The 24,574-nt window shown below is 62.2% G+C and carries 19 protein-coding genes; 7 read left to right on the forward strand and 12 right to left on the reverse strand.

What is annotated here, in order from left to right; genetic code table 11:
• Window positions 1-10: 10 nt before the first annotated feature.
• From AC3A84_RS04235 to AC3A84_RS04245, 3 genes are read right to left on the reverse strand one after another with little or no spacing between them, the layout of a single operon-like run.
• Window positions 11-370 carry a TIGR03745 family integrating conjugative element membrane protein gene (locus AC3A84_RS04235; protein ID WP_023095489.1) on the reverse strand — a complete coding sequence of 120 codons (360 nt, stop codon included), beginning with the start codon at window positions 368-370 and terminating at the stop codon, window positions 11-13.
• Between the two features lie 16 nt (window positions 371-386).
• Window positions 387-620, reverse strand: coding sequence for a TIGR03758 family integrating conjugative element protein (locus AC3A84_RS04240; protein WP_003050225.1), 234 nt, complete (start codon window positions 618-620; stop codon window positions 387-389).
• On the reverse strand, window positions 617-997 hold the full coding sequence (locus tag AC3A84_RS04245) for an integrative conjugative element protein, RAQPRD family (RefSeq protein ID WP_033999109.1): 381 nt from the start codon (window positions 995-997) through the stop codon (window positions 617-619). The genes AC3A84_RS04240 and AC3A84_RS04245 overlap by 4 nt, the downstream gene beginning before the upstream one ends.
• A 207-nt stretch (window positions 998-1,204) precedes the next feature.
• Here AC3A84_RS04245 and AC3A84_RS04250 point away from each other — a divergent pair, with 207 nt between their 5' ends.
• The 7 genes from AC3A84_RS04250 to AC3A84_RS04280 all read left to right on the forward strand — a co-directional run bounded on the left by AC3A84_RS04250 (window position 1,205) and on the right by AC3A84_RS04280 (window position 15,509).
• Window positions 1,205-1,402: a helix-turn-helix domain-containing protein gene (locus tag AC3A84_RS04250; RefSeq protein WP_023095491.1), complete on the forward strand. Its 198-nt coding sequence runs from the start codon at window positions 1,205-1,207 to the stop codon at window positions 1,400-1,402.
• A 62-nt stretch (window positions 1,403-1,464) separates the two neighbouring features.
• Window positions 1,465-4,377: an SNF2-related protein gene (locus tag AC3A84_RS04255; protein ID WP_033999112.1), complete on the forward strand. Its 2,913-nt coding sequence runs from the start codon at window positions 1,465-1,467 to the stop codon at window positions 4,375-4,377.
• Entirely contained in the window at window positions 4,374-7,460 is a 3,087-nt protein-coding gene (locus tag AC3A84_RS04260; protein WP_033999115.1) for a TrlF family AAA-like ATPase, read from the forward strand. The genes AC3A84_RS04255 and AC3A84_RS04260 overlap by 4 nt, the downstream gene beginning before the upstream one ends.
• 25 nt (window positions 7,461-7,485) lie before the next feature.
• Complete coding sequence (locus AC3A84_RS04265) at window positions 7,486-9,258, forward strand: AIPR family protein (protein WP_228383604.1); 1,773 nt, start codon at window positions 7,486-7,488, stop codon at window positions 9,256-9,258.
• Between the two features lie 10 nt (window positions 9,259-9,268).
• Window positions 9,269-10,987 (forward strand): site-specific DNA-methyltransferase, encoded by a 1,719-nt coding sequence (locus AC3A84_RS04270; protein ID WP_023095495.1) that lies wholly within the window; start codon window positions 9,269-9,271, stop codon window positions 10,985-10,987.
• The gene (locus tag AC3A84_RS04275; protein WP_023095496.1) at window positions 10,987-13,737 is read left to right on the forward strand and encodes a DEAD/DEAH box helicase family protein; all 2,751 of its coding nucleotides are present in this window, start codon (window positions 10,987-10,989) and stop codon (window positions 13,735-13,737) included. Before AC3A84_RS04270 ends, AC3A84_RS04275 begins: the two co-directional genes overlap by 1 nt.
• Window positions 13,738-13,754: 17 nt before the next feature.
• A complete protein-coding gene (locus tag AC3A84_RS04280; RefSeq protein WP_023095497.1) occupies window positions 13,755-15,509 on the forward strand; it encodes an ATP-binding protein in 1,755 nt (584 codons plus the stop codon).
• Window positions 15,510-15,562: 53 nt separating this feature from the next.
• On the opposite strand, the gene AC3A84_RS04285 is transcribed toward AC3A84_RS04280, so the two are convergent.
• The 9 genes from AC3A84_RS04285 to AC3A84_RS04325 form a co-directional block, all read right to left on the reverse strand.
• Entirely contained in the window at window positions 15,563-16,312 is a 750-nt protein-coding gene (locus tag AC3A84_RS04285; RefSeq protein ID WP_023095498.1) for a TIGR03747 family integrating conjugative element membrane protein, read from the reverse strand.
• Window positions 16,309-18,495 carry a type IV conjugative transfer system coupling protein TraD gene (gene traD / locus AC3A84_RS04290; protein WP_023095499.1) on the reverse strand — a complete coding sequence of 729 codons (2,187 nt, stop codon included), beginning with the start codon at window positions 18,493-18,495 and terminating at the stop codon, window positions 16,309-16,311. Before traD ends, AC3A84_RS04285 begins: the two co-directional genes overlap by 4 nt.
• Window positions 18,496-18,499: 4 nt before the next feature.
• Window positions 18,500-19,039, reverse strand: coding sequence for an integrating conjugative element protein (locus AC3A84_RS04295; RefSeq protein ID WP_023095500.1), 540 nt, complete (start codon window positions 19,037-19,039; stop codon window positions 18,500-18,502).
• Complete coding sequence (locus AC3A84_RS04300) at window positions 19,036-19,647, reverse strand: transglycosylase SLT domain-containing protein (protein ID WP_033999119.1); 612 nt, start codon at window positions 19,645-19,647, stop codon at window positions 19,036-19,038. Before AC3A84_RS04300 ends, AC3A84_RS04295 begins: the two co-directional genes overlap by 4 nt.
• Window positions 19,629-20,354 (reverse strand): TIGR03759 family integrating conjugative element protein, encoded by a 726-nt coding sequence (locus AC3A84_RS04305; protein ID WP_033999121.1) that lies wholly within the window; start codon window positions 20,352-20,354, stop codon window positions 19,629-19,631. Before AC3A84_RS04305 ends, AC3A84_RS04300 begins: the two co-directional genes overlap by 19 nt.
• Before the next feature lie 14 nt (window positions 20,355-20,368).
• Window positions 20,369-21,010, reverse strand: a complete 642-nt coding sequence (locus AC3A84_RS04310; RefSeq protein ID WP_023095503.1) for a hypothetical protein — start codon at window positions 21,008-21,010, stop codon at window positions 20,369-20,371.
• The gene (pilL2, locus tag AC3A84_RS04315; protein ID WP_023095504.1) at window positions 21,007-21,606 is read right to left on the reverse strand and encodes a PFGI-1 class ICE element type IV pilus protein PilL2; all 600 of its coding nucleotides are present in this window, start codon (window positions 21,604-21,606) and stop codon (window positions 21,007-21,009) included. The genes AC3A84_RS04310 and pilL2 overlap by 4 nt, the downstream gene beginning before the upstream one ends.
• A gap of 227 nt (window positions 21,607-21,833) precedes the next feature.
• A complete protein-coding gene (locus AC3A84_RS04320) occupies window positions 21,834-24,113 on the reverse strand; it encodes a helicase-related protein (RefSeq protein ID WP_247723500.1) in 2,280 nt (759 codons plus the stop codon).
• Window positions 24,114-24,245: 132 nt separating this feature from the next.
• Window positions 24,246-24,551 (reverse strand): hypothetical protein, encoded by a 306-nt coding sequence (locus tag AC3A84_RS04325; RefSeq protein WP_013520771.1) that lies wholly within the window; start codon window positions 24,549-24,551, stop codon window positions 24,246-24,248.
• Window positions 24,552-24,574 lie beyond the last annotated feature (23 nt).

Below are 24,574 nucleotides of genomic sequence, written 5' to 3' on the forward strand. Positions count from 1 at the left end.
CGGCCTCGCCTTACAGGATGCCGGTGGCTTCGGTGAGCAACCAGATGCCGATCACGAGCAGCACGGCACCGATCGCGACGGTGAGGCCGAACTGGCCCCAGGTCTTGCGGCCGGTGTGGATTTCCGCGTAGGTCCCGTAGGCGTGGTAGCAGACGCCGATAAACATCGACGCCACGACCAGGAGCGCCACGAGCATGATGATGTCGTAGCCGTAGTTCCTGATCGTTTCCATGATGCCGTTGCCGGTGCCGCGGGTCGGGTTCTCCAACTGCGGCAAGCCTTGCGCAAACGACAGCGCGGGCAGCGCGGCGGCGCCCAGTGCCACAGCGGCGCGCTGGGCAAGACGGGAATGGAGGATGCGGTTTTGCATGGTCGTGCCTTTCAGGTCAGGAGAGGAGGAAGAAGCTCAGGACGAGGTACATCGCGACGAAGCGGATGCAGACTCCGAGGAACTGGCGTTGGTTGAGGCGGCTCTCGGACCACCCCACGTAGGCCGTTCGGATGGCCCAGACGCCCCACACGAGCAGGACCGCGAACACGACGCCGACCAGGACGGTCGCCATCGCCGAAGGTGCGATGCCGCTGTTGGCTTGAAATGCCGAGACCTGGGCGCCGTTCATTGCTTGGCTTCCGTAGTCGTCGGCGATGGCGAGGCGGCCCGCTCGGTGCGGTAGTCGCCGGCCAGTTCGGAGGGGTCGCGCGGCTGGGCACGCGACGGTGTGAGATGGGCCTGGATGCCGGCGCGCACGCGCGCCAGGTCAGCCAGCAGCCGCGGGTAATCGAAGTGGTAGCGCTCGCCCGGCTGGATGGGGGCACGCGCGGCGCTGTCGGCTACGGTGCGCTCCAGCGCATCGAGCTGGCGCAGCGCGGCGACCAGCTCCTGGCGCTGTGCGGGGGACTCGGCCAACGCCATCGGGGACTGACCCAGCAGCAGGGCCGTCACGAGAAAAATGGGCACGCCGCGATGCGCGGCGCGCTGCCAGACCGGAGCCAACATCGCGCCATTCCTGTGTGATCAGCAATGGCTTGATCGTGGAGATCAGGGCGACTTCATGCTGCAAACAATAGGAACTGCGCGGTAACCGGGTTATCGAGAGCTTCGAAACTCGCCAACTGAATAGTGGCCTGCAACAAGTGTTCGTTAGTAGAATTGAGCAGACTTGGCAAACTAAGGCTATGAAAGACCAACCGAGAAGGTTTGCAGATGACTGATGCCGAAAACGAAATCCTCACACTTGAAGAGGTGGCGGTTTACCTCAAAGCAGGAAAAAGGACGGTCTATCGCCTGGCTCAAAAGGGAGAGATTCCCGCGTTCAAGCTGGGGGGAACCTGGCGCTTCTGTCGTTCTGATCTTGAGCGCTGGATTGCCGAAAGCACCAACAAGCAGAAGCCGGGGGCTTGAGTGAGTTTTTGCCACACTTGCCACCACATCAAGTCCGGGACAGGACAAGGGGAGAATCACCGTTGACGACGCAGCAACCTTTGACGCCGTATCAAAGCCAGTACGTCGCGTGGCTGCTCACCCGTCGCGCGGCGGGCGACACCGTTGAATCGCTGGCCTCGACACTGGTCGATTCGCAGGTCGATCTCAACCCGCATCAGGTTGACGCCGCCCTTTTTGCCTGCCGCAACCCGCTTTCGCGTGGCGTCATACTGGCCGACGAAGTGGGTCTTGGCAAAACCATCGAGGCAGGCTTGGTGATTTCACAGCGCTGGGCGGAGAGACGGCGCAAGGTGCTCATCATCGTCCCGGCCAACCTGCGCAAGCAGTGGCATCAGGAACTGCAGGACAAGTTCAGTCTGCAGGGGCTAATCCTCGAAGCCAAGAGTTACAACGCGGCCCGCAAACAGGGGCAGCAGGCCCCCTTTCTGTCGGAATCCGGCCCGATCATCTGCTCCTATCAGTTCGCCAAGGCCAAGGCCAAAGATATCAAGGAAATCGAGTGGGACTTGGTCGTCTTGGACGAGGCCCATCGCCTGCGCAACGTCTACAAGACCAGCAACGTCATCGCCAAGACGCTCAAGGACGCAATGGCGCACGTCCATTCCAAGGTGCTGCTCACGGCCACACCCTTGCAGAACTCGCTGGTGGAACTCTATGGTCTCGTCAGCATTATCGATGATCGTGTATTCGGCGACCTTGACAGCTTCCGCGCGCAATTCACCTCCAGCGGGCGCGATCAAGCCTTCGGAGCATTGCGCGAACGGCTGGCCACCGTCTGCAAACGCACCCTGCGCAAGCAGGTGCAGCCTTACGTCTCCTACACGGCGCGCAAGGCCATCGTGCAGGAATTCACCCCGTCAAACGAGGAGCAGGAACTGTCCCGCCTCGTCGCCGACTACCTGCGCCGCCCCAACCTGCAAGCGCTGCCGCAAAGCCAGCGGCAACTGATCTCCCTCGTCTTGTGGAAGCTGCTCGCGTCCAGCACGCACGCCATTGCGGGCGCGCTGGAAACGATGGCCAAGCGCCTGCAAGGCGTGCTCGATGCATCGCCGGTGGTCGATCTGACGGACGAGCTGGACGAGGACTACGAGTCGCTCGATGAGGTTGCTGACGAAAGCGGCGCAGAGGATTTCGCCGACGGCGAGGACGACCCGGCAGCGGATGCGGCCGGGCCTAGCCAAGAGGAGCGCACCGCCATCTCCAACGAGATCGACGAGCTGCGCCACTTCAAAACGCTGGCCACCAGTATCCGCGACAACGCCAAAGGCAAGGCGCTACTCACGGCCTTGGACAAAGCATTCGCCGAACTGAATCGGCTGGGCGCGGCCAAGAAGGCCATCATCTTCACCGAATCCAGGCGCACGCAGGATTACCTACTGAGCCTGCTGGCGGACACGTCCTACGGCGACGGCATCGTCCTCTTCAACGGCACCAACAGCGACGCCCGCGCGCAGGCCATCTACAAGGACTGGCTCAAACGCCACGAAGGCACTGACCACATCACCGGCTCCAAGACCGCCGACACGCGCGCCGCACTGGTCGAGCACTTCAAGGAACGCGGCACGGTGATGATTGCCACCGAAGCGGGCGCGGAAGGCATCAACCTGCAGTTCTGCTCACTGGTCATCAACTACGACCTGCCGTGGAACCCGCAGCGCATTGAGCAGCGCATTGGGCGCTGCCACCGCTATGGGCAGAAGCACGACGTGGTAGTGGTCAACTTCGTGGATCGCAGCAACGAGGCCGACGCCCGCGTGTACGAACTGCTGGAGCAGAAATTCCAACTGTTCGACGGCGTGTTCGGGGCCAGCGATGAAGTGCTGGGCACGATTGGCTCCGGCGTGGACTTTGAACGCCGCATCGCTGACATCTATCAGAACTGCCGCAACCCGAGCGAAATCAAGGCCAGCTTCGAACAGCTCCAACTCGACCTCTCCGGCGAGATCAGCGAAGCGATGGTCAAGACCCGACAGATTTTGCTGGAGAACTTCGATGAGGAAGTGCAGGACAAACTCCGCGTCCGCGCCGAGGACAGCCGCAGCGCCCGCAGCCGCTTCGAGCGGATGCTGATGGACTTGAGTCGGGCAGAGTTGGGCGATTGCGCCAGCTTCGATGACGACGGCTTTCACCTGTGGCGCGCGCCGGATGGCATCGAAGGCAGCAGCATTGAAGGCATCGAACTGGGGCGCTACGAACTGCCACGCCGCTCCGGTGACGCGCACCTGTACCGCATCAATCATCCGCTGGCGCTGTGGATCGCGCAGCAGGCCAAGACCCGCACGCTCGATGGGGCCAAGCTGGTGTTCGATTATGAAGGCTATGGCAGCAAGGTCAGCACCCTGGAGCCGTATCGCGGCAAGGCTGGTTGGCTCACGCTCAAGCTGCTTGTCGTCGAAGCCCTGGGCAATCAGGAGCAGCATCTCTTGGTTGCAGCCACCACTACTGACGGCGTGTCGCTGGACGAAGAAGACCCGGAGAAGCTGCTGCGCCTGCCCGCGACCACGCAGGCAGCGAGCCTGTTCAATAACGCAGGCGACGCCACGCTGGTAGCCAACGTGGCAACCCGCAAGACGGAGCTGCTGCGCGACATCAACCAACGCAACCTTGGCTACTTCGAGCAGGAAGTGCAGAAGTTGGACGCCTGGGCCGATGACCTGAAACTCGGCCTTGAGCAAGAAATCAAGGAGATCGACCGCGAGATCAAGGAAGTTCGCCGCACGGCAGCCACCTCGCCCACGCTGGAAGAAAAACTGTCATGGCAGAAGAAGCAGCGCGAACTGGAAGGCAAGCGCAGCAAGCTGCGGCGGGAACTGTTCAATCGGCAGGATGAGGTCGAAGCGCAGCGCAACGACTTGATCAGTCAGTTGGAGGTGCAGCTCCATCAACGGGTGGAAGAGCGCACGCTGTTCACTATCGAGTGGGGGCTGACATGATTACAAAAAGAGATATTTCTCGGGGTGCAATTTGGCGGCAGTGGGATCTGCATGTCCATACACCAGCATCGTTTCATTGGTCGGGAGATAGGTTCGATGTCGATCTCTCTTCTGCAAAGAGCAAGAAGCTGGTCGATGAAATGATCGAAGCCATGAACAAGGCAGAACCGGCTGTGTTCGCGATCATGGATTACTGGACCTTTGACGGCTGGCTTGCACTACGAAAGCGCCTCAAGGACGAGGACGCCCCCGTCCTGAAAAAAACCGTCCTTCCAGGGATCGAACTTCGGCTTGCCGCGCCAATGAAGGGGCGACTGAATGCACACGTACTGTTCTCGAACGAGGTCGATGAACAGGTGCTCAGGGATTTCATATCTGCCTTGCGCATTGAGTTAGTGGACAGGCCACTTTCCGAGCCTGCGTTGAGAGAGCTTGCCAGGAAGGTCGGCGAGGACAAGTTGAAGCATCACGGCTTCAAAAAGGCCGATGTAGATGCTTCCGACGAGAAGGCTCTGCTTGCTGGGGCGGTGATTGCGGAGATCAACGCTGACTCATACAGGGAAGCGATTCGGAAGGTCCCGAACGAGCACGCGATTGGCCTTATGCCGTTTGATACGAATGACGGACTGGCCGAGGTTGGGTGGCAAGAGCACTACGCCTATGCCATGAACCTCTTTCAAACTTCTCCGATCTTCGAGACACGAGACACCGACCTGCGTGGCGCATTTGTTGGCGAGCAGACAGCCGGCAACGCCAAGTGGTTCAAGAATTTTCAAGCAGGTCTGAATAATATTCCGCGCTTGGCAGTCTCAGGAAGCGACGCCCACTGCTTCGTTGGAACACCTGGCGACAACAACAAGCGGGGCTATGGCGACTTCCCCTCCGGGAAAAGGACGTGGATCAAAGCCGACCCGACGTTCCACGGCCTCAAGCAAGCCATTCTTGAGCCAGCGAAACGCTCCTTCATTGGTGACAAGCCGCCCAAGGTTCAAGAAGTCGAGTCCAACAAGACCTTCTACATCGAGTCGATCGAGATCACCAAAACAGGGGACAAGGCTGGCGTTGGGCGGTGGCTGCATGGCTGTGACATCCTGCTGAACCCCGATCTTGTCGCCGTTATTGGGAACAAGGGAAGTGGCAAGAGTGCATTGGCGGATGTCATCGCGACGCTCGGCAACTCCAAGCAGTCCAAGCACTTCAGCTTCTTGAAGAGGGATCGCTTTTGGGGCAAGACCGGCGAGCCCGCTCGCCACTTCACCGGAACGCTAACCTGGCGAGACGAAAGCACCGAGTCCAGGCCGTTGAATGAGTCACCTTCAGAGGAGAAGGCCGAGCTTGTTCGCTACATCCCGCAGGGCTATTTCGAAGAGCTTTGCAATGAGCACGTATCGGGTAAGTCGAACGCATTTGAGAAAGAGCTGAGGTCAGTGATCTTCTCCCATGCGAGCGAAGAAATGAGGCTTGGCGCACTCGACTTCGATCAGTTGACCGAGCAGCAGGAGCAATCGCTCAGGAACCGATTGGGTGAATACCGCAAGGAACTGACATCGACCAACGCAACCATCGTTCGCATCGAGGAGCAGCTTCAACCCATTGAACTGAAAAAACTCACTGATCTGCTCCTGCTGAAGAGCAAGCAGATCGAGGAACACGACAAGCTGAAGCCTGCGGAGGTTGCGGTGCCGACCGAAGCTATGAGCCCCGAGCAGAAACAAGCGGCTGAAGGCTTGGCGGCAGCAAGTCAACAGGTGGACGCTGCCAGAAAGCGCAGCCAAGAGATCGCTGGCGAGACCACTGAACTGGCCAAACGTCAAAAGGCCATAGGAAATATTCGTGAGCAGTTGAGATTGCTGCAACGTGCTTTCGATCAAGCCGAAAAAACCGTCTCCGACGATCTCAATCTTCTTGGCTTCGCTTGGTCCGATCTTGCCGCCATCGACATCAAGACCGCCGTTCTGGAAGAAAAATCGACCGAGTTGGCGACGAAGCAAGGCGAGATAAAGATCGAGGCTGAAAAACTGGCGGAAGTCCTCAATTCCGCCACTGCAACCCAGCAAGGTTTCACCGCAAAGTTGAACGCGCCGCAACAGCAATATGAGGCCTACCAGCGCCAGCTTGCGGAATGGAACACGAAGCGCGACGAACTCATCGGCTCAATCACCGACCCTGAGACCAAGGTCGGCTTGGAAACCAGAATCGAGCAGATCGAGGAGCTTCCGCAGCAGCTCAAGGTTTTGGAAGCGAGGCGTTTGCAGTTGTCCGGGGAAATCTTCGATACCCTCGATGCACAGCGGCGTGCACGTGCGGAACTGTTCAAGCCGGTGCAAGACCTGATTCAGAAAAATGTCCTGATACGCGAGGACTACAGGCTGCAGTTCCAGGCAACGCTGGCGGCATCCGCCGACGCCATCGCCGACCAGTTGTTTGCTCTGATCAAGCAGACCGCAGGTGACTTTCGCGGGCAGGACGAAGCACCGGCGACCATCAGAAGATTGTTCGATGGCCATGACCTGAACAGCAAGGATGGGGCGCTAGCCTTCATTGCCTCCTTGCAGGAGAAGGTTTTGGCAGCGGCGAAGGCCTCCGGCTCGGATGCCGGGATATTCAGTTTGCTGAAGAAGGGGCAGCCGGCCGCGGCCGTCTATGACCTCATCTTTGGCTTGAACTTCCTTGAGCCTCGCTACTCGCTCCTCTTCCAGGACACGCAGATCGAGCAACTGTCCCCTGGTCAACGTGGCGCGCTCTTGCTGATCTTCTACTTGCTGGTGGACAAGGGAAAAACCCCCATCATTCTTGATCAGCCGGAAGAGAATCTTGACAACGAGACGGTGTTCCGTCTGCTCGTTCCCGTTCTCTCCGAAGCCAAAAAGCAGCGGCAGATCATCATGGTCACGCACAACCCCAATTTGGCGGTTGTGTGCGACGCCGAACAAATCATCCACGCAAGATTCGACCGCGCATCGGACTCCACTATCCGCTACGAATCGGGAGCCATCGAGAACACGGGGCTGAACGAAGCTGTCGTGACCATCTTGGAGGGGACGAAACCCGCATTCGAGAACCGCTACGGGAAGTACCACTGACATGGCGGCCCTTGAACCACAGCACATGACCGTCCTGAAGAAGATTCTGGCGGAGCGCTTCGTGCCGTTCCTTCCGCCCCTCCTGGGTGCGGCGAAGCCGGAGGATCAGGCTGCCAAGCAGCTCTCGCGTGCCTTCAGCGCCTTCGCCCTGAACAAGCTGCTCAACATCACGCCAAAGGACGCCGCCGCTTCCGTGGTGGACGATTTCAACGACAAGGGGCTGGATGCGATCCACTACCACGCCCCCACGGAAACGCTCTACCTCCTGCAAACCAAGCTGAAGGAATCCGAGCAGTTCAAGCAGGATGAAGCACAATCGTTCTGCACCGGCATCCGGCTGCTGCTGAAGCAGGATTTCACCGGGTTCAATGGGAACGTCCACAACCGCAAGGCCGAGATCGAAGGCGCGCTCGATGCGTGCAGTCGCATCAAACTGGTCGTGCCCTACACTGGGGACGGTGTGTCGCAGTCGGCCATCGATGCGCTGCAAGTGCTGCTGGACGACGATGATCTCGACGAAGAGCGGCTCGACAAGCAGGTGGACTACTACGCGGCAGTCGACATCACCCGCGACCTGCTGGCGGAGCAAGCCTATCCGCCGGTTCATACCGACATCGCCTTGCAGAAGCACGCGAAGGTCGAGAACCCGCGCACGACGTACTACGGCATCGCCCGTTTGACCGACCTGGTCGCGCTGCACAAGGACAAGGGCAAGGCGCTGTACGAGCGCAACATCCGCTACTTCCTCGGCAGCAGCCGATCCGACGTCAACAAGGCCATCAAGACGACCCTGCGCGACGATCCCGGCAGCTTCTTCTACCTCAACAACGGCGTGACGGCGGTCTGCGACGAGATTGAGTTGAAGGGAAAGAACCCCAGCAGTGGGTTCCGGAAGTTCAAGGTTCGTGGCCTGTCGATCATCAACGGCGCGCAGACGGTCGCGTCCGCCGCCGAGTTCGTGGCCCAGCATCCAGGCAGCAACATCGACGATGCCAAGGTGATGCTCACCTTGATCAAGGCCCCGGCGGACGGCCCGTTCGGTAAGCGCGTCACCAAGGCGCGCAACCACCAGAACCCAGTGCAGACAGCGAACTTCGCTTCGCTGGACGAAAACCAGGAGCGGTTGCGGCAAGAAATCGCGCATCTCGGCTTCGCCTACCACTACCGTCCGGAAGCCTCGGCCACCGGCCTCCAGGCTATTTCGCTCGACGAGGCGCTGCGCGCGCTCGCCTCGCGCCAGGACGATCCGCGCTACGCGGTCTGGCTCAAAAGCGAACCGGCGCGGCTGGCCAATCCGGAATCCGCCGAATACCAGGCGCTGTTCCCGGCCACCCTGACCGGCGTGGCCCTGCTCAACGCCGTGCTGTGCCACCGGGCCATCCGCACGCTGGTGGTCGACTACGAGCAGAAGGCGGCGGCGCGCAGCCAAGAAAAGCTGATCTACCGCCACGCCACTCATGTCATCACGGCTGTGATGATGAAGCGCCTGCGCCAACGCATCGGCGCGGCGACGGTCATGGACGCCGCAGCAATTCCCGGCTTGATCAGCCAGCCGCTCGACGAGTTGCGGCAGCAGACCTTCGACCTCGGGCGGCAACGCCTGCTCGGCGAGGGGCCACTGGCCTACTTCCGCAATCAGGGCAGCGTCGCCTCGTTCATGGCCGACCTGATGGAAACGCATTTCGCGCTGACCGCCGATCCAACGCTACCCACTCTGCGCAATATCGATACTGCGGCGGATGCCTATCCGCGCAAGCGCCTGCTCGACTACTTGTCGGGCAAGGCCCCCCAACTATGAGAGCGATGCCATGAGCAAGCAAAAACTAGAACTGACATGGATCGGCAAGGAAAAGCGCCCCAAGCTGGAGCCGCGCATTCTGCTCGAAGACCCGGACAAGTCGTACCACGCCCAGCATCGCGTTACAGAGAACGATATCTTCGATAACAGGCTGATCTTCGGAGATAACCTGCTGGCGCTGAAGGCTCTCGAGCAAGATTTCTCGGGGAAGGTGAAGTGCGTGTTCATTGACCCGCCTTACAACACAGGCAGCGCGTTCAAGCAGTACGACGATGGATTAGAACACTCCATTTGGCTGGGGCTGATGCGCGACCGGCTGGAGATCATTCGGCGATTGCTAGCAGATGATGGTTCGCTGTGGATCACTATTGACGACAACGAAGCGCAATACCTGAAGGTGCTGTGCGATGAGGTGTTTGGACGAGCTTGTTTCGTCACGACGTTTATCTGGAAAAAGGTAGATAGCCCGAACGATAACAAAGTACCAATCACGCCAGATCACGAGTATTTGTTGTGTTTTACGAAAACTCCTGGATCTCGCCCATTCAGACAGAAATACGATGATTCGATATTGGCGGCGTACCGTAAGCCAGATGCCGAATCTGACAGACCGTATCGCGACCGTCTCTTGAAAAAGAACGGCAAGAATAGCCTTCGCTCTGACCGTCCGTCGATGTTCTTTCCATTAACCGCTCCTGACGGAACGGAAGTACTGCCGATTCACGATGATGGCAGGGAGGCACGATGGGCAATGGGGAAAACCTCTGTTGAGGATTTGATTGAAAAAAACGAGTTGATTTGGAAAAAGCGCGAAACCGGCTGGATTCCGTATACCCGAGAGTTTGCACCGGATAGTCCATCGCGGCCTTATCCAACGATATGGAATGACCTCGACACAACACGGCAAACCAAGGCGCATCAAAAGACATTGTTTGGAGAAGATGTTTTTGATACTCCAAAGCCAGAAGACATGCTGAAGCGCATTTTTGATATGTCTACTAACCCCGGGGATCTTGTCCTCGATTCCTTTGCTGGCTCTGGAACCACTGGCGCGGTCGCGCACAAGATGGGCCTTCGCTGGATCATGGTGGAACTGGGAGAGCACTGTCACACGCACATCATTCCGCGCCTGCAGAAAGTCATCGCCGGTGAAGACAAAGGCGGCGTCACGGAAAGCGTGAACTGGCAAGGCGGAGGCGGCTTCCGCTACTACAGCCTCGCGCCCAGCCTGATCGTCAACGACCGCTGGGGCAACCCGGTCATCAATCCTGAATACAACGCCGCGCAACTAGCCGAAGCGCTGGCGAAAGTGGAAGGTTTTACCTACGCACCCTCCGAGGTGCAGTGGTGGCAGCACGGCCACTCCAGCGAGCGCGACTTCATCTACGTTACCACGCAGAACTTGTCTGCCGACCAGTTGCAGGCACTCTCCGACGAAGTGGGTTCCGACCGGAGCCTGCTGGTCTGCTGCTCTGCCTTCCGAGGCGTGACAGCGGCGAAGGCGGCAGAACGCTGGCCGAACCTGACCTTGAAGAAGATTCCGAAGATGGTGCTGGCCCGCTGCGAATGGGGCCACGACGACTACAGCCTCAACGTGGCGAACCTGCCGATGGCCAAGCCCGATCCCGTTGATGCCTCGGCAGCCGCCGGAGCGAACAAGAAAACCAAGAGCAGGAAAGTGCCCGCTGCGCATTTGAATCAGGGCGGTCTGTTTGGGGAGAACGAGTAATGAACAGCCGTGTCCTGCACGCCGTCACCGGTCGTCTGTCGCTGCGCCCGCCGCAGGAGGAATCTCTCAAACGCTTGGTTCGCGCGCTCGAAACCTCGCCTGACCTCTTGGGCCATGAGCGGGATATCGCCGCCGTTCTTTCCACGCTGAAGGCCGAGTTCCCCACGCTGGAGGACTTTGAGCGCGAGTTTCCCTCGCTGTGCTTCGCGCTGGCCACGGGCGTCGGCAAGACGCGGTTGATGGGCGCGTTCATCGCCTATTTGCATCTGGCGCATGGCATCAACAACTTCTTCGTGCTCGCGCCCAACCTGACCATCTACAACAAGCTGATCACGGACTTCACACGCAACACGCCGAAGTACGTGTTCAAGGGCATTGCCGAGTTTGCGCAGCAGCCACCGCTGATCATCACCGGTGACAACTACGACCAGACTGGCGCAGCGGTGGACGACCAACCGCAGGGTTTCGCCCACGACGTGCGCGTCAACATCTTCAACATCTCCAAGATCAACTCCGAAGTGCGCGGCGGCAAGGAGCCGCGCATCAAGCGGATGAAGGAAGTGCTGGGCGACAGCTACTTCAACCACTTGGCGAACCTGCCCGATCTGGTGCTGTTGATGGACGAATCGCACCGCTACCGCGCCAGCGCGGGCGTGCGTGCCATCAACGAGCTGAAGCCGCTGTTCGGCCTGGAAGTAACGGCGACGCCGTTCGTCGAAAGCAGCAAGGGGCCGGTGCCGTTCAAGAACGTGGTGATGGACTACCCGCTGGCGCGGGCGATGGAGGATGGTTTCGTCAAGGAGCCTGCGGTTGTCACCCAACGCAACTTCAAGGCCAGCGACCACACGCCGGAAGAAGTGGAGAAGACCAAGCTGGAAGACGGCGTGCGCTTGCACGAAACCACGAAGGTCGAGCTGCTCACTTATGCCCGCGAGAACGGTGTCAAGCCGGTGAAGCCCTTCATGCTCGTCATCGCACGCGACACCACGCACGCTGCGAGTCTTTTGGCACTTCTGGAATCGGAAGCCTTCTACGAAGGGCGTTACGCGGGCAAGGTGATCCAGGTCGATTCCAGCCGCACCGGCGCGGAAGAGGAAGAGATGATTTCGCGCCTGCTGGCTGTGGAGAGTGTGGACGAGCCGACCGAGATCGTGATTCACGTCAACATGCTCAAGGAGGGCTGGGACGTGACCAACCTCTACACCATCGTGCCGCTGCGCGCCGCCAACGCGCGCACGCTGATCGAGCAGAGCATCGGGCGCGGCCTGCGCCTGCCTTATGGCAAGCGCACCGGCGTGGCGGCGGTGGATCGCCTGAACATCGTTGCCCACGACAAGTTTCAGGAGATCATCGACGAGGCCAACCGTGGCGATTCGCCGATTCGCCTGAAGCAGATCATCCTCGACGTGCCCAGTGCCGACGACAAGAAGGTAAGCGTGCAGGTCGGCTCCGGTGCTGCAGCGCGGCTTGGACTGGCGGATGCCGCGCCCGCAGTTGATCCAGCCTCGGCGGCTGCCTACTCTGACTCGGATGGTGGCGAGGCAAAACCCGCGCCGACGCCGGTGTTCACCACCGAGGCCGAGAAGCAAGCGGCGCGCGTGGTGATCGAAGTCATCGGCAAGCTGGAGACGCAGCGTGATCTAGTGCCGACCAGTGGCGCACTGCTCACGCCCGAGGTGCAGAAGGTCATTCAAGCGGAGGTGGCAGAACGCCTGAAGCCGATGCAGGGCAACCTGCTGGCAGGCGCGGACGATGCGGCACCGGTGATTGATCTGACCAAAGTGGTAGCCAAGACCACCGAGATCGTGGTGCAACAGACTATCGACATCCCGCGCATTGCCGTTGTACCCAAGGGTGAGGTCACGACCGGCTTTCGCCCGTTCTTGCTGGACGTGAGCCAGCTTCGCCTGCAACCGGGCGAGCGCGAGATCGTCGGCCAGATGCTGCGCACCAACGAACAATTTGCGCTGGCGGCGGAAATCGGCCTGAAAGAACAGCGCCCGGAGGACTACATCGTCCACGCGCTGGTGGACTTCGACGACATCGACTACTTCACCCACGCCGACCTGCTCTATGACCTGGCGGGCCAGATGGTGCGGCACCTGCAGAGCTACCTCTCGGAATCCGAGGCGGTCAACGTGCTGAATGGGCAGCGCAAGACCATCGCAAAGGAAATCCACTCGCAGATGATGGCGCACTTCTTCGAGGAAGCGACCGAGTTCGAGGTGCAGGTCAGTCGCGGCTTCACGGAACTGAAAGCCTGCAACTACACCGCTACGGCGGGACAAGCCCCGCGCCATTTCCGCGAAACGGTGGAGGACGTGGGCCGCATCAAGCAGATGCTGTTCGGCGGGTTCACCAAGTGCCTTTACCCATTGCAAAAGTTCGACTCGGACACCGAGCGCCGCTTCGCCGTCATCCTCGAACGCGACGCGAACAAGTGGTTCAAGCCCGCGAAGGGACAGTTCCAGATCTACTACAAGCTCGGCACCGAGCAGCCGGAGTACGTGCCGGATTTCGTGGTGGAAATGGATGCGTTCATCCTGCTGGCCGAGACCAAGAAGCGCGACGATCTGAAATCGGATGAAGTCGTCGCCAAGGCTGCGGCGGCATTGCGCTGGTGCAAATACGCTTCAGATCACGCCAGAAACGTCGGTGGCAAGCCGTGGAAATACATCCTGGTGCCACACGATGAAATCGCAGAGTCGAAGCGGCTGGCCGATTTCCTGCGGTTCGAAGTGAAGGACTGATTTGAAGGAGCGTTGATATGAGCCGTGCCCAGCTGCGTTTTCAGGTTGATTCCCGACTCGCCACATTGCTGAGTCAGGAATACCCGTCATCAGAGCGGGCGTTGAAGGAGCTCGTCGATAACGCGTGGGATGCCGACGCCGAGCACGTATCTGTCACTCTCCCGAAGCCACTGAGCGGTGGCTCCATCGTCATTGAGGACGATGGAAGCGGTATGACCGAAGAGGAGCTGCGGCGGCATTATTTGGCCATTGCATCCGATCGCCGCTCACGGCGCGGAGAACGTACCGCCGGGAAGAGCCGCCCGGTCAAGGGCAGAAAAGGCATCGGCAAGTTTTCTGGCCTCATGGCGGCGGCCACCATGATGCTCGAAACGCGTGCGCGCGGCCGCCTGTGCCGGATTTCGCTGCGCTTGGATGACCTTGCGCGCGTTGAAGATATCGAGCAGTTGGATATCAGCTTGCACAGCGAACCGTGCGCGCCCGAACTCCACGGGACAACCATTACGCTCAACGACTTGCACCAGGGTTTGGCTTACCCGGATGCCAACCGCCTACGCCAGATCCTGTTACAGGATTACGGTCGGCAGGATGACTTCGCGATCACGGTTGACGACAAGCGTCTGGATGTTGACGACGTATCAGGGCGTTATGCAGAGCAGGATCAGTCCTTGCCAAATGTGGGCAAGGTGAAACTGCGGTTCTCTATCAGCGATGGCAAGTCAGGATTGCGTCAGCCTGGCATTACCTTGCGCGTGGATGGCAAGGCCGTGGGGCGGCCAGGATTCTTTGGCTTGGATCAACGGGATGACTTCCCGCGCAAGTTACTTCGCAAGCTCTACGGCGAAGTCGAGGCGGACGGACTGCGCGATCACATCACTGCTGGTTGGGATGCTGCCGTTGAGAATAGTGAACTTTTGAAGGAGGTTGAGGCATACGTCCAGCCCATTCTCCGGGAGGCGTATGAGCAGCAGTACCGGCAAGAGATCCAGCTTGCACAGGCTCGACTGCAAAAAGCGATCCTTACTCGACTCTCAGCGCTGCCGGAACACAAAAGGGTTTTTGCAGATCGGGCGATCAAGAAAATCCTCGACAAGTATTACGGCGAACCGGAGAGCAAGGTCGAGCCGGTGGTGAATGTGTTGCTGGAGGCAATGGAACGATCCGATTACCGTATTCTTCTTGAGCACATTGCGGAAGCAACTTCGAGCGACGTTGCAGTGGTGGCCGAGCGGCTGGATGAGTTTGGCTTGGCAGAGATGGCATTCCTGGTTCAGCAAGCCGCAGCGCGCCAAGTTTTTCTTGATCAACTGGAACTGCTTGTTCGTGACGCAACAACTACCGAGGCCGTCTTGCACAAAGCCCTGGAACGTAACTTGTGGGTGTTTGGTCCGGAGTATTCCCTGTTCAGCTCAAACAGCACATTGCGGCGACAAGTGGAAGATGTTCTTGGGAAGGTCTATACGGGAGACAAGGCCGACAAACGTCCTGACCTGCTTCTCAACGAGAATCTGAGCGGCAAGTACTTATTGATCGAATTCAAACGGCCAAGCCACGCGCTGAATCACGGTGATTACGTACAGGCAATCGGCTATAGGCATGAACTGACAAAGTACGTTGGCTCTGCTGTTCAGGTTTTGTTGGTCGGTGGAGGCAGGTCTGCCGACTTTCCTACTGGAAATCGTGAGCCGGATGTTGAGGAGCGAATCTTTGGACAGATCATCTCCACAGCACGGCGACAGATTGAGTGGCTGCTCCGGACGGAGAGCTCTTGATCTCTTTCGGTTCTAAATATGCACCGAACGTCGATATTCGGTGCTGTGTGTGGTTATAAGTACTTCTTGAAGCTACCCGCAGTCAGGCTCACGGCCAGTCCCAGCAAGGCGGCGCTGGGCAGCAGGATCAGCAGTGGATGCACCGAGATCGGCAAGGCCAGGTACGTGATCCACGGCAGCACGGCCAGCGGCATCAGGCTCGCCTTCGCGCGGTGGTAGATGAAGCCGGATTCCCGGCCCGCGCCGAACCGGCGCACGTCCCGCCGCACAAGACCGTCGATCAGGCCGACGAACGCCGCGGTGAAGATCAGCGGCAGCGTGAGCACCAGAACCAGCAGGCGCACCAGGAACGTGAGGGTGGTGAAGGCCGCGGCAATCAGGTAGTTCTCGGCCCAGACATAGACCTGACTGATGTAGTAGCGGAAATTGAGCGTCTGCCCCTGGCTGGGCGTGCGCGCACGCTCGGCAGTCTGGCTCATACGCTCCAGCAGCCCCGAGCGCACGAAAACCCATTCGTAGCCGGTATCCACCAGTTCGTGCGCCGTGCGGCCCGGCTCCTGTACGACGACGCTGCGCGTGAAGTGGCTGGACAGATGCCCCAGCTCGTACTGCAACATCTGCTGGGAATGGCGCCAGCCCTGATCCTTCCAGAACAGGTGCATGCCGACGCACTCCATCACGATCGAGAACAGCAGCGAGCCGATCAGCACCCCGAGCAGCCGAAATGGCAGCGTTATCGTGCCGATAATCAAACCCCGACGGCGGTTCTGCTCTCGCTGGGTGGTGCTGGCCGCGTCGCTCATGGCGCTGCCTCGTCGCTATCCGTATCGCCTGCGCCAAAGGCGGCCGGTTCGGCTAGCGCGGCGTCATCCAGCAGATCATCAGGCAAGGCTGCGTCCTGCAATGCCGGGGCGCTGGTGAACTCCCACCACTGCGTCGCTTCGCTGTAGCTCTGGCGCATGTACCCGGCCAGTTGCTGCAAGTCTGCCGGCATCACCTCGTCCGGGTCCGGGGCCGGCAGCGGCATGCGCACTTTCCAAAGCTGGCCGCCCTGCAGCAGCGCGAAGCACTGGCCCTTGGGCAGGCCGACGACGTGCGACGGCTCGATCATCGGCACGCTGGACATGCTGATGCGGTCCTGGGTGTTCGACGTGAAATCCGTCGCCCCGCGAATGTCGGAGCTGTCGGTCGCGCCGCTGACGATGGTGGTGGTATAGACCTCGACCTTCGGCAGTTGCCGAGTCAGCAGTTCAGCGGTCGCGGTTTCGCGCACACGCAGCATGAACAGGTTGTTGAAGTTGCCGATCACCTGACCGGCCTTGGCGCGGTTGCCGATGCGGGCCTCGATGTCCGAGAGGGTCTGCGTGTACGCGGTGACCTGGAGGCCTGCGCCACCCCCCTTGTTGATCAATGGAATGAACTCGTCGCCCATCAACTCGTTGAATTCGTCGGCGTGGACATTGATGGGCACGCGCGCACCGGCCGATGCGCCCGGCAGGCCGTCGTCGATCCCGTGCTTGTAGATATGCCCGGCGACCGACACGAGATCGCTGAACATCGAGTTGCCGACCGCTGCGGCGACCTCGGCGTCGGAGAGTGCATCCAGGCCCACATAGACGATGGCCCTCTTACGGATGATCTGCATCCAATCGAAGATCGGGCGCGGGTCGGCCAGGTCGGAGTAGTTCGGGGCCAGGAGCTGCGCGATCTTGCCGCTGGTGAGCTTCTCCAGCAGCGGCAAGAGGCTGGCGACGATCTTGTCGAAATAGGTCTTGTCGTATCGGACAGCAGAGCGCAGACCATCCAGCACCGGGTCATAGTTGCGTGCCTGCGAGAGGTACTGCTCCAGCGCCACCACGCGCTTCTCGCGCCCGATCATGTTGCGCGGAATGTTCTTCTCGTTGAGCTTGGCCTCGATCTGGACGATCACCTCCCAGGCCTTGGGCTCGGTCTTGGCGAAGTAATGCTGGGCGTACTCGATGAACAGCGCGTCGATGTTGATGACGTGCCGCTGGATCAGCATGTAGTCCGGTCGCTGTCCCAGTTCCACCAGGGCGCGCGCGATGATGTTGACGAAGCGCCAGGCGAACTCGCGGAACGCCGCGCTGTTGCCTTCGCCGGAAAGCTGCCCCGCGACGCGGGTGGCCACCTCGCTGATGCGGCCGAAGCGCCCCACGGCGTTGTAGCGCGCGGAAATGTCCGGCCAGCCCAAATGAAAGACGTAGAACTCGCCTTCGCGGCCCGCGCGCTTGGCCTCGACGTACATCCTCTTCAGGAGATCGGCATCGCCCTTGGGGTCAATGACGATCACCACCTCGTGCTCGCCCGCGGCGTTCACGCGCCGGATGTCCTGGGTCACGAACAGTTCGGCCAGCCGGGTCTTGCCGACGCGCGTGGTGCCCAGCACCAGCGAGTGACCGACGCGCTCGCCGAGCGGCAAGCTGACGTCCACCTCGTCGGGCTCGATGCCGTGCAGACGGGGCAAGCCGCCCACGGGCGGAAGCGGCTGCACCGGGTTGAAAGGCACGTCCCAGCCGGTAAGCGCGGACAGCCCAGACAGCGGGAACGGCGCGAACTCCAATCGTTCTTCCAGCCGTCGAGCCAGCCGGTAGGCCGGCGTCGGCTCGACGTAGCGGCGGAACTCCGGCCGGTACGTCTGCATCAGCCTATGGGTGTGCTTCTGCTCCCACAGGAAACCGCGCCCCACGAACAGCCGCTGCTGGCTGACCGGCACGTCCTTGCTGGTCATCACGTAGCGCGGCAGGCGGCGGATGTTGCGCCGGTAGCGCAGGATGACGCGGGCATCGCGGTAGCGGATCGCGCCGTAGGCGCCGAACGCCAGCGCGCTGCCGACGCCCATGGACGGGCTCAGCGCGAGCGACCATGGGGCCACCAGGGACAGAAACGCGGCGCCCGCGCATGCGGCAACGGTGTATAGCTCCACCGCTGGGCGAAGCAGTACCTCGACCGGCTGTTTCCCCGACATGGCTTCATTGCTCGATGCCGGTGGCCGTGATCAGCGCCGGGTAGTGCCGCAAGCCGAGGCGCTCGGCCAGGTCGTCGCCGGACGCGGGCGCGAGGGGTACACCGGGCACCAGTGCGCGCAGCCGCGCCAGGCCCTGCATGGTCTCGACGTTGACCACCAGGCCGACCGCGCCACGCTCGCGCAGCGCGGTCGCCTGGCGGCGAAGCCAGGCATGGGACGCCTCGTCGTCGCCGACGACCACGAAAGGACGCAGGCCCGGGGCCTCGATGACCCGCCGCGCGACGGTGCCGGGCGTGAGCTTGGCGCTGCGCACCGGCAGCATCGCGGCCTCGTCCGCCGGCGTGGCGGGAACCTGGGGTGTCGGGATCGGCGGCCGGGCCGGCGCGTTGGCACGCGGCTGGAGGTTCAGGGCTTCGTAGTACGGCAGCGCCGACGCGCCGCCGCGGTCTTCGACCACGATCAGCGGCTCGCCGGCAAGCGAGGCCAGCGGCAAGCCTGCCAGCAGTACGAGCAGGCCCCGCAAGGCCAGATGGGATGTCGTCATGGGGATGTCTCCTGGCGTGCGGCGAGAACCGCGGCGGTTGCGCGCGCGCCCTGTACGCGGGCAAGGTGGCGCGACACGCTGCGGCGATAGCGGGCGGCGGGCTCACCGCCCGCAGGACGGTGATAGCGGCCGATCGCGAGCAACCAGTCCTCGCCGGGGGTGTGCTGCTCGCGCAGGATCTCGGCGGCGATGGCGAGGTTGCGGTACGGGTCCAGCAGGTCGCACGCGGTGGCGTAGCGCTGCTGGTGGTAGCCGAGGTTGATCTGGCCCAGACCCGCGTCGATGCGCGTGTGCGGCGTGGAGCGCATCGCCCGCTGCAAGCCCGCGCAGGCGTCGGCGCGGGTCGCATAGCGGCGCGACTGGCCGGCGACGTTGAGCGACCACGGCCACGGGACGATGCGCCCATTGCGGCGGATGCCGCTCTCCTGCAAGGCCACGGCGTAGAGCACCGTCGAGGGGATGCCTGCGCGCTGCGCGGCGAGCTGGTAGGCCGGCGGCGGAACCTCCTGGGCCTGGGCCTGGGCGACGCAGGCGCACAGGCCGGCGGCGAGCGTCAGTGCGCGCAAGAACTGCGAAACAGAGGTGGCGACTACGGCTGGCGCTGCCATTGGCCGTTCACCTCGCGCACGACTGCGGGCAAGTCGCCGGGCAGGCCCAGCGACAGCCAGCGACCGCCGTCGTGGTTGAGCGTGATGGTGCCGCGGCGCACGCGCGCCGGATCGACGTTCGCGCGCTTGGCCCAGTCGCGGATGCGCCCGTCGTCCTGGCGGCTGCCGACCATGTACAGATCGAATTCGGTGCCCGCCGATTGCAGGCGCTGCACGAGCTGGCCGCAGGCATCGCAGCCGTCCTTGACGAACACCGCTGTGCGGCCGGAGCCGCGCGTGGCTCCGGCGACCGGCTTGTCGTCCGGCAGGTTCACTCGCTGCATGCCGGGGTTCAGGCGCTGCCAGGCCTCGTCGTAGGCGCGCTGATAGGCAAGCAGCTTCTCCACGCGGCGCGCTTCGACCTGCACCTGCAGCTCTGCGTAGCGGCGCCGTTCCTCGTCGGTGCGGGCCTCGATGCCCAGGGCCGACAGCGGGTCCAGGTTGGGCGAGTAGATGCCCAGCGGCCCGTCCATCAGTTCGCGGTAGCGCGCCCACTCCTGCGGTTGCAGGCCCCAGTCGCTCGCCACCCGGTCATCCAGAACGCGAGCGACCAGCGGGCGCTCCTGGCTTTGCGCATTGCGGGCGGGGGCTGTGGCGGGCTGCTGCGCCCAGGCGGGCCACTGGGTGGACGCCAGCAAGAGCGCGGAAAGGATGATCGATGGCTTCATGCGATCTGCTCCGGTCAGGGGATCGCCACGCGGCGGGTCTGGTCGCCGGCCTGGAACACGGCGGTGTTGCCCTCGACGGCCTGCAAGCGCCACGGGCCGACCGCATCGCCGGGTAGCAGCACCTGAAGCTGGTCGGGCGTGAAGTCGCCATTGCTTGGCGCGACGGACACGCTGCGCTCGCCGGCACGCAGTTCGGCCCCGACGATGCGGAACGGGAGCGGCGGTGGTTCGGGCTTGGCGGTGGGCTTGTTCCTGGTGCGCGGCTGGGCGGGTGTAGCGGCGCGCGCAGCGGTCTGCCGCGCCTTGACCTGCTCGACTTCGGCGCGCAGCGCCTGAAGGTCGTCGGCAGCGGCATAGGCGCTCAGCGTTTTCTCGACCTGGGCTGCACGAGCTTCCAGGAATTGGCGGATGTCTTTGAGATCCGCCGCCGTTGCGACGGCCGGACGCTGCTGGATGGCCTCGATGGTCTCGGCCAGGCCTGTTGCCTGCGCTTCGAGGCGTTGCAGGCGGGAATCGAGGCGCTCCTGGTCGGCCTGGTCGTTCATCGCCTGGTAACCCAGGGCAACGAGGACACTGAGGCCGATCAGCCAGAGCCACATCAGGCTCTGCACCACCACGGCGGCCGTTGAACGATGGGCGGGCTGCGGGCTGTTCATGGCTGGCCTCCCGATGCCGCGGGCGCCAGCGGAAAGGTCTGCGCCGCCTCGGTGGCGGGCAGCGCGTGGGCGTTGTCGGCGGCCATGCTGTCGCCGGGCCGCTCGAAGCAGATTTGCCGTGCGCGGTCATCCGAATGCAGTTCCCAGGCCGGGCCAGCCAGCGTGAGCAGCGCATCGCGCAGGGTCATGGGGCCGAGGTGCAAGTGCGCTGCCGGCAGTGGCAGTGCGTACAGCTCGACCACGGCATGCGCGGTTTCGCAGAGTCGGTAACCGCTGCGCCTGAGCACATGCCGCAGCCCGTCGCCGACCGTGGCGCGGGCGTCTTCCGGCATGGCGACATCGATGGTCTGCAAAAGCAGGTCGCGCTGCGCCGCCGTGGGTGCGAGTTCCACGAGGGTATAGCGGCCGTAGCGCACGACGGGGATGTACTCCGGCGCCTCGGGTTCGGGCGCGGCCGAGACTTCCTCGATGGTGTGGGGCGCGACCGGCGCGGTCGTCGTCGCGCAGCCACCGGCCAGCACCGACCAAAGCAGGCCGAGAAAACCCGCCAGCAGGCGGCGTTCGGGATGGTGAAACCAGGGTGGAGAGGGGCACATGGCGCGTCGTCCTGAAACATCGAGCCCTCACCATCGCCGCTCGGGCCACGAGCGGCAGCAAACAATGCGAACCAGGCAGCGCCCGATTTACCGAAAGCCTCCCTCCAAAGAAAAAGGCCCCCGAAGGGGCCAGTGAAGATGCAGCCACGTCCACGGAGACCGTGGGCGTGGCTGCAAGGTGGGAACAATGGAAAGCCGGCGGCGCGAGGCCGGCGTTGGCGTGGGGATCAGGCGGCGACCAGTTGCCGGGCCAGCGCGACTTCGACGGAATCACCGTCTTGGTTGAGCACATCCAGGCCCGATTCGGGCACGTCGCCGGAGGTGGACTGCGAGACCATGATCTTCTTGGCCATCAGCTCCAGGCAGGTCATCTGCGAGGAACCGGCGTAGCCGAGGTAGATCACGCGCACCGGCTGTTTCTGTCCGATGCGCCAGGAGCGGCGTGCCGCCTGCTGGAGCGAGTACACGTTGTAGCCCGACTGCATGAAAACGATCGTCGGGAAGTCCAACAGGTCCAAGCCCGTCTTGACCAGCTCGGGGTTGGTGATGAGCACGTCGATGCCACGGTCCAGTTGCTCGGCGATCCAGTCTTCGCGGCGGCTGGCGTCCACGCTTGCGCGCAGCACTGCCACCCGAAAACCTTCTTGCTCCAGCAATACCTTCAAGCGCGACGTGGTGTCGCGCGTGCCGGTATAGACCGTGTAGGCCAGAACCTTGCGGCCCTGCGCCTTCTCCTCTTTGCAGATGTCGATCAGCTCGCGCTCTTTCGGCGTCACCTCGAACTCGTTGAACTGAGCCTGGACGAACGCCAAGGTGTTGCGCGTGCGCGGATGCACCACGGTTTCCGACCGGAAGCAGCAGTCCGGCCAGGCCAGCAGCACGTTGAGCACCACACCCAGCAGCGTCGTATCGCGTCGCGCCAGAGCCTGTTTCAGCTCCGCGGTCAGCCGACCCGCCAGGTCGCGGTAGGCCGCGGCTTGCGCCGTGTCCATTGCGACTTCACGGAACTCCTCGTCATACGGCGGCAGGACGTTGCCGCCGATGTCCTTGAGTTTGAGGAAGATCGTGAACGGCAGGATGCACCGCAAGACCCCCTTCGGCCCGAAGCCGGGAGCCTTGACCGTGCGCACCGATACCTTGGTGCCCCTTGCCGTCTTGTGCGCCGTGCCGGTGCTTTCGGAGTAGATGTCCTTGAGGACCCCGTGGTCCCTCATGAACGCCATGGCCGCCGAGGTCATGCTGCCGCTCGTGGTCGGGCGGTAGCCGTCTTCGATCATCCGCCCAGGCAGGGCTCGGAACAGCAGGTAGAACAGGTCGTCCCCGTAGCCGCCCATCAGCGTGCCTGTCAGCAGCAAGGTCTTGCGAGCCTTCGCCGCCAGCACGCCCATGGCCTGGCCCTGGGCACTGCCACCGTTCTTGTACTCGTGAGCCTCGTCCGCTATGCACAGGTCGAACGTGCCTTGCGGCAGGTAGCGCTTGATGAACTCGGACGGCTGGTAGCCGCCCTCACCGAAGCCAAACTCCATGCTGGCCATCGCACGTTCCATGCGCGTGGCCTGACGGTCGGAAAACACCAGCTCGCCGTTGCCGTCCATGAGGTTGATGAACTCATGCACGTTGTCCCCCAACATCGAGGCAAGGAAACCATCACCGAAGCGCTTCATGAGCTTCTGCGCGGTGATTTCCCCGATGGTCGGGATGCGCTTCAAGGCTTTGAGGACGGCCGAGGATTGGTCGCTGCCGGACAGGCTTCTCGGGCGGATCAGCGTCCACAGGGGCGCAGCGCAATGGCCACACTTCCTGCGGTACTCCTCGGCTTCGAGCGCGACCGGGTTGACCGGCTCGCCGTCGAGGTCGGTGATGACCGTGCCGCAGTCCGGGCACGCTGCCACGTCGCCGTGGCGGGTGCGCCGCGTGGTGAAGACGGGCTTCCAGTGGAAGCCCATCCGCATCCTCACGCGGCCCAGGACGAAGAACTCCTGACCCGTGGGCTGCACACCCAACTGCTCACGCAGCTTGATGAGCTTGACGAGCGTATCCGGCCCGTTGAGCACCCACACTTTGGCGCCCGCTACCGTCTCCTGGATCTCGCGCCGCCACTTGTAAACAAGGTGCGGTGGCGAAAGCACCAGGGTGCGGCGGTAGCCTTCGGCGTTGAGGACGGCGGCCGTGGCGATGCCGACGGTCGTCTTGCCGCAGCCCATCTCGCCGTTGACGATCGCGGCGCGTTCGCCACGGTCGATCAGCAGTTCGGCAGCAGCGTGGACGACTTCGGCCTGGGCCGGGAACAGCTTGCGCTTGAGGCTGGCGACGATGACTTGCCGGTGCGCCTGCGGTTGGCCGGTATAGACCGGCGGATTGGCGCTGTTGAGGGCGTCGAGCAGTTCGTCGCCGAACTCGCCGACGAAATCCTGAAGGCTCAGGGTCAGAGGGTTGGATTCCGCGTCGAGCAGTTCGCCCTGCACGGGCGTGGCTTCAGCGGTAGTGGTTTCGAGATCGAGGGACATGGTGATGCTCCAAAGAAAATGGGGCATGCACCACCCCCAACGGGGCAATGGCATGCCCCGGAGTGGGAAGAGAATCGGCGCGTGGCCGAAGGTTGAAGGTGCGGGCCTGGGTGGCCTGCGGGTGAACCGTGCTCAGTCCTCGGACGGCAACACGATGACGGTGGCGCTGCGCTGCGCGTCGGTAACGATGCGAATGGCCAGCCCTGGGTGGATCACGTAGTGCGACTCCAGCGAAGCACCTGATTGAAGCGCGGTGCTGTTGGCCTGCCATTGCTGGACGTTGACGTCTCCCCAGTCGCCACGGGTGTGGCGCCTGAAGTACGGGATCGGGTCGAGCCGACCTGCGCGGACCAGGTGGTCAACGGCTCTGCTGAAGATAAGCGCCCCGATGGGGAACGCCAGCCTCTGGCAGTAGGTTTCGATGCGATGTGATGCCATGGGCTCCTCCTTGAAAGGTTATT

The organism is Paracidovorax sp., from assembly GCF_057642795.1.

What these genes read in the sequence shown, in the direction of transcription:
- AC3A84_RS04320 (WP_247723500.1), bottom strand. Translation starts at nt 24,113, where the DNA reads ATGTCCCTCGATCTCGAAACCACTACCGCTGAAGCCACGCCCGTGCAG.
- AC3A84_RS04305 (WP_033999121.1), bottom strand. Translation starts at nt 20,354, where the DNA reads ATGAAGCCATCGATCATCCTTTCCGCGCTCTTGCTGGCGTCCACCCAG.
- AC3A84_RS04300 (WP_033999119.1), bottom strand. Translation starts at nt 19,647, where the DNA reads ATGGCAGCGCCAGCCGTAGTCGCCACCTCTGTTTCGCAGTTCTTGCGC.
- AC3A84_RS04310 (WP_023095503.1), bottom strand. Translation starts at nt 21,010, where the DNA reads ATGAACAGCCCGCAGCCCGCCCATCGTTCAACGGCCGCCGTGGTGGTG.
- AC3A84_RS04260 (WP_033999115.1), top strand. Translation starts at nt 4,374, where the DNA reads ATGATTACAAAAAGAGATATTTCTCGGGGTGCAATTTGGCGGCAGTGG.
- traD (WP_023095499.1), bottom strand. Translation starts at nt 18,495, where the DNA reads ATGTCGGGGAAACAGCCGGTCGAGGTACTGCTTCGCCCAGCGGTGGAG.
- AC3A84_RS04285 (WP_023095498.1), bottom strand. Translation starts at nt 16,312, where the DNA reads ATGAGCGACGCGGCCAGCACCACCCAGCGAGAGCAGAACCGCCGTCGG.
- AC3A84_RS04250 (WP_023095491.1), top strand. Translation starts at nt 1,205, where the DNA reads ATGACTGATGCCGAAAACGAAATCCTCACACTTGAAGAGGTGGCGGTT.
- AC3A84_RS04275 (WP_023095496.1), top strand. Translation starts at nt 10,987, where the DNA reads ATGAACAGCCGTGTCCTGCACGCCGTCACCGGTCGTCTGTCGCTGCGC.
- pilL2 (WP_023095504.1), bottom strand. Translation starts at nt 21,606, where the DNA reads ATGTGCCCCTCTCCACCCTGGTTTCACCATCCCGAACGCCGCCTGCTG.
- AC3A84_RS04325 (WP_013520771.1), bottom strand. Translation starts at nt 24,551, where the DNA reads ATGGCATCACATCGCATCGAAACCTACTGCCAGAGGCTGGCGTTCCCC.
- AC3A84_RS04295 (WP_023095500.1), bottom strand. Translation starts at nt 19,039, where the DNA reads ATGACGACATCCCATCTGGCCTTGCGGGGCCTGCTCGTACTGCTGGCA.
- AC3A84_RS04235 (WP_023095489.1), bottom strand. Translation starts at nt 370, where the DNA reads ATGCAAAACCGCATCCTCCATTCCCGTCTTGCCCAGCGCGCCGCTGTG.
- AC3A84_RS04245 (WP_033999109.1), bottom strand. Translation starts at nt 997, where the DNA reads ATGTTGGCTCCGGTCTGGCAGCGCGCCGCGCATCGCGGCGTGCCCATT.
- AC3A84_RS04280 (WP_023095497.1), top strand. Translation starts at nt 13,755, where the DNA reads ATGAGCCGTGCCCAGCTGCGTTTTCAGGTTGATTCCCGACTCGCCACA.
- AC3A84_RS04270 (WP_023095495.1), top strand. Translation starts at nt 9,269, where the DNA reads ATGAGCAAGCAAAAACTAGAACTGACATGGATCGGCAAGGAAAAGCGC.
- AC3A84_RS04265 (WP_228383604.1), top strand. Translation starts at nt 7,486, where the DNA reads ATGACCGTCCTGAAGAAGATTCTGGCGGAGCGCTTCGTGCCGTTCCTT.
- AC3A84_RS04240 (WP_003050225.1), bottom strand. Translation starts at nt 620, where the DNA reads ATGAACGGCGCCCAGGTCTCGGCATTTCAAGCCAACAGCGGCATCGCA.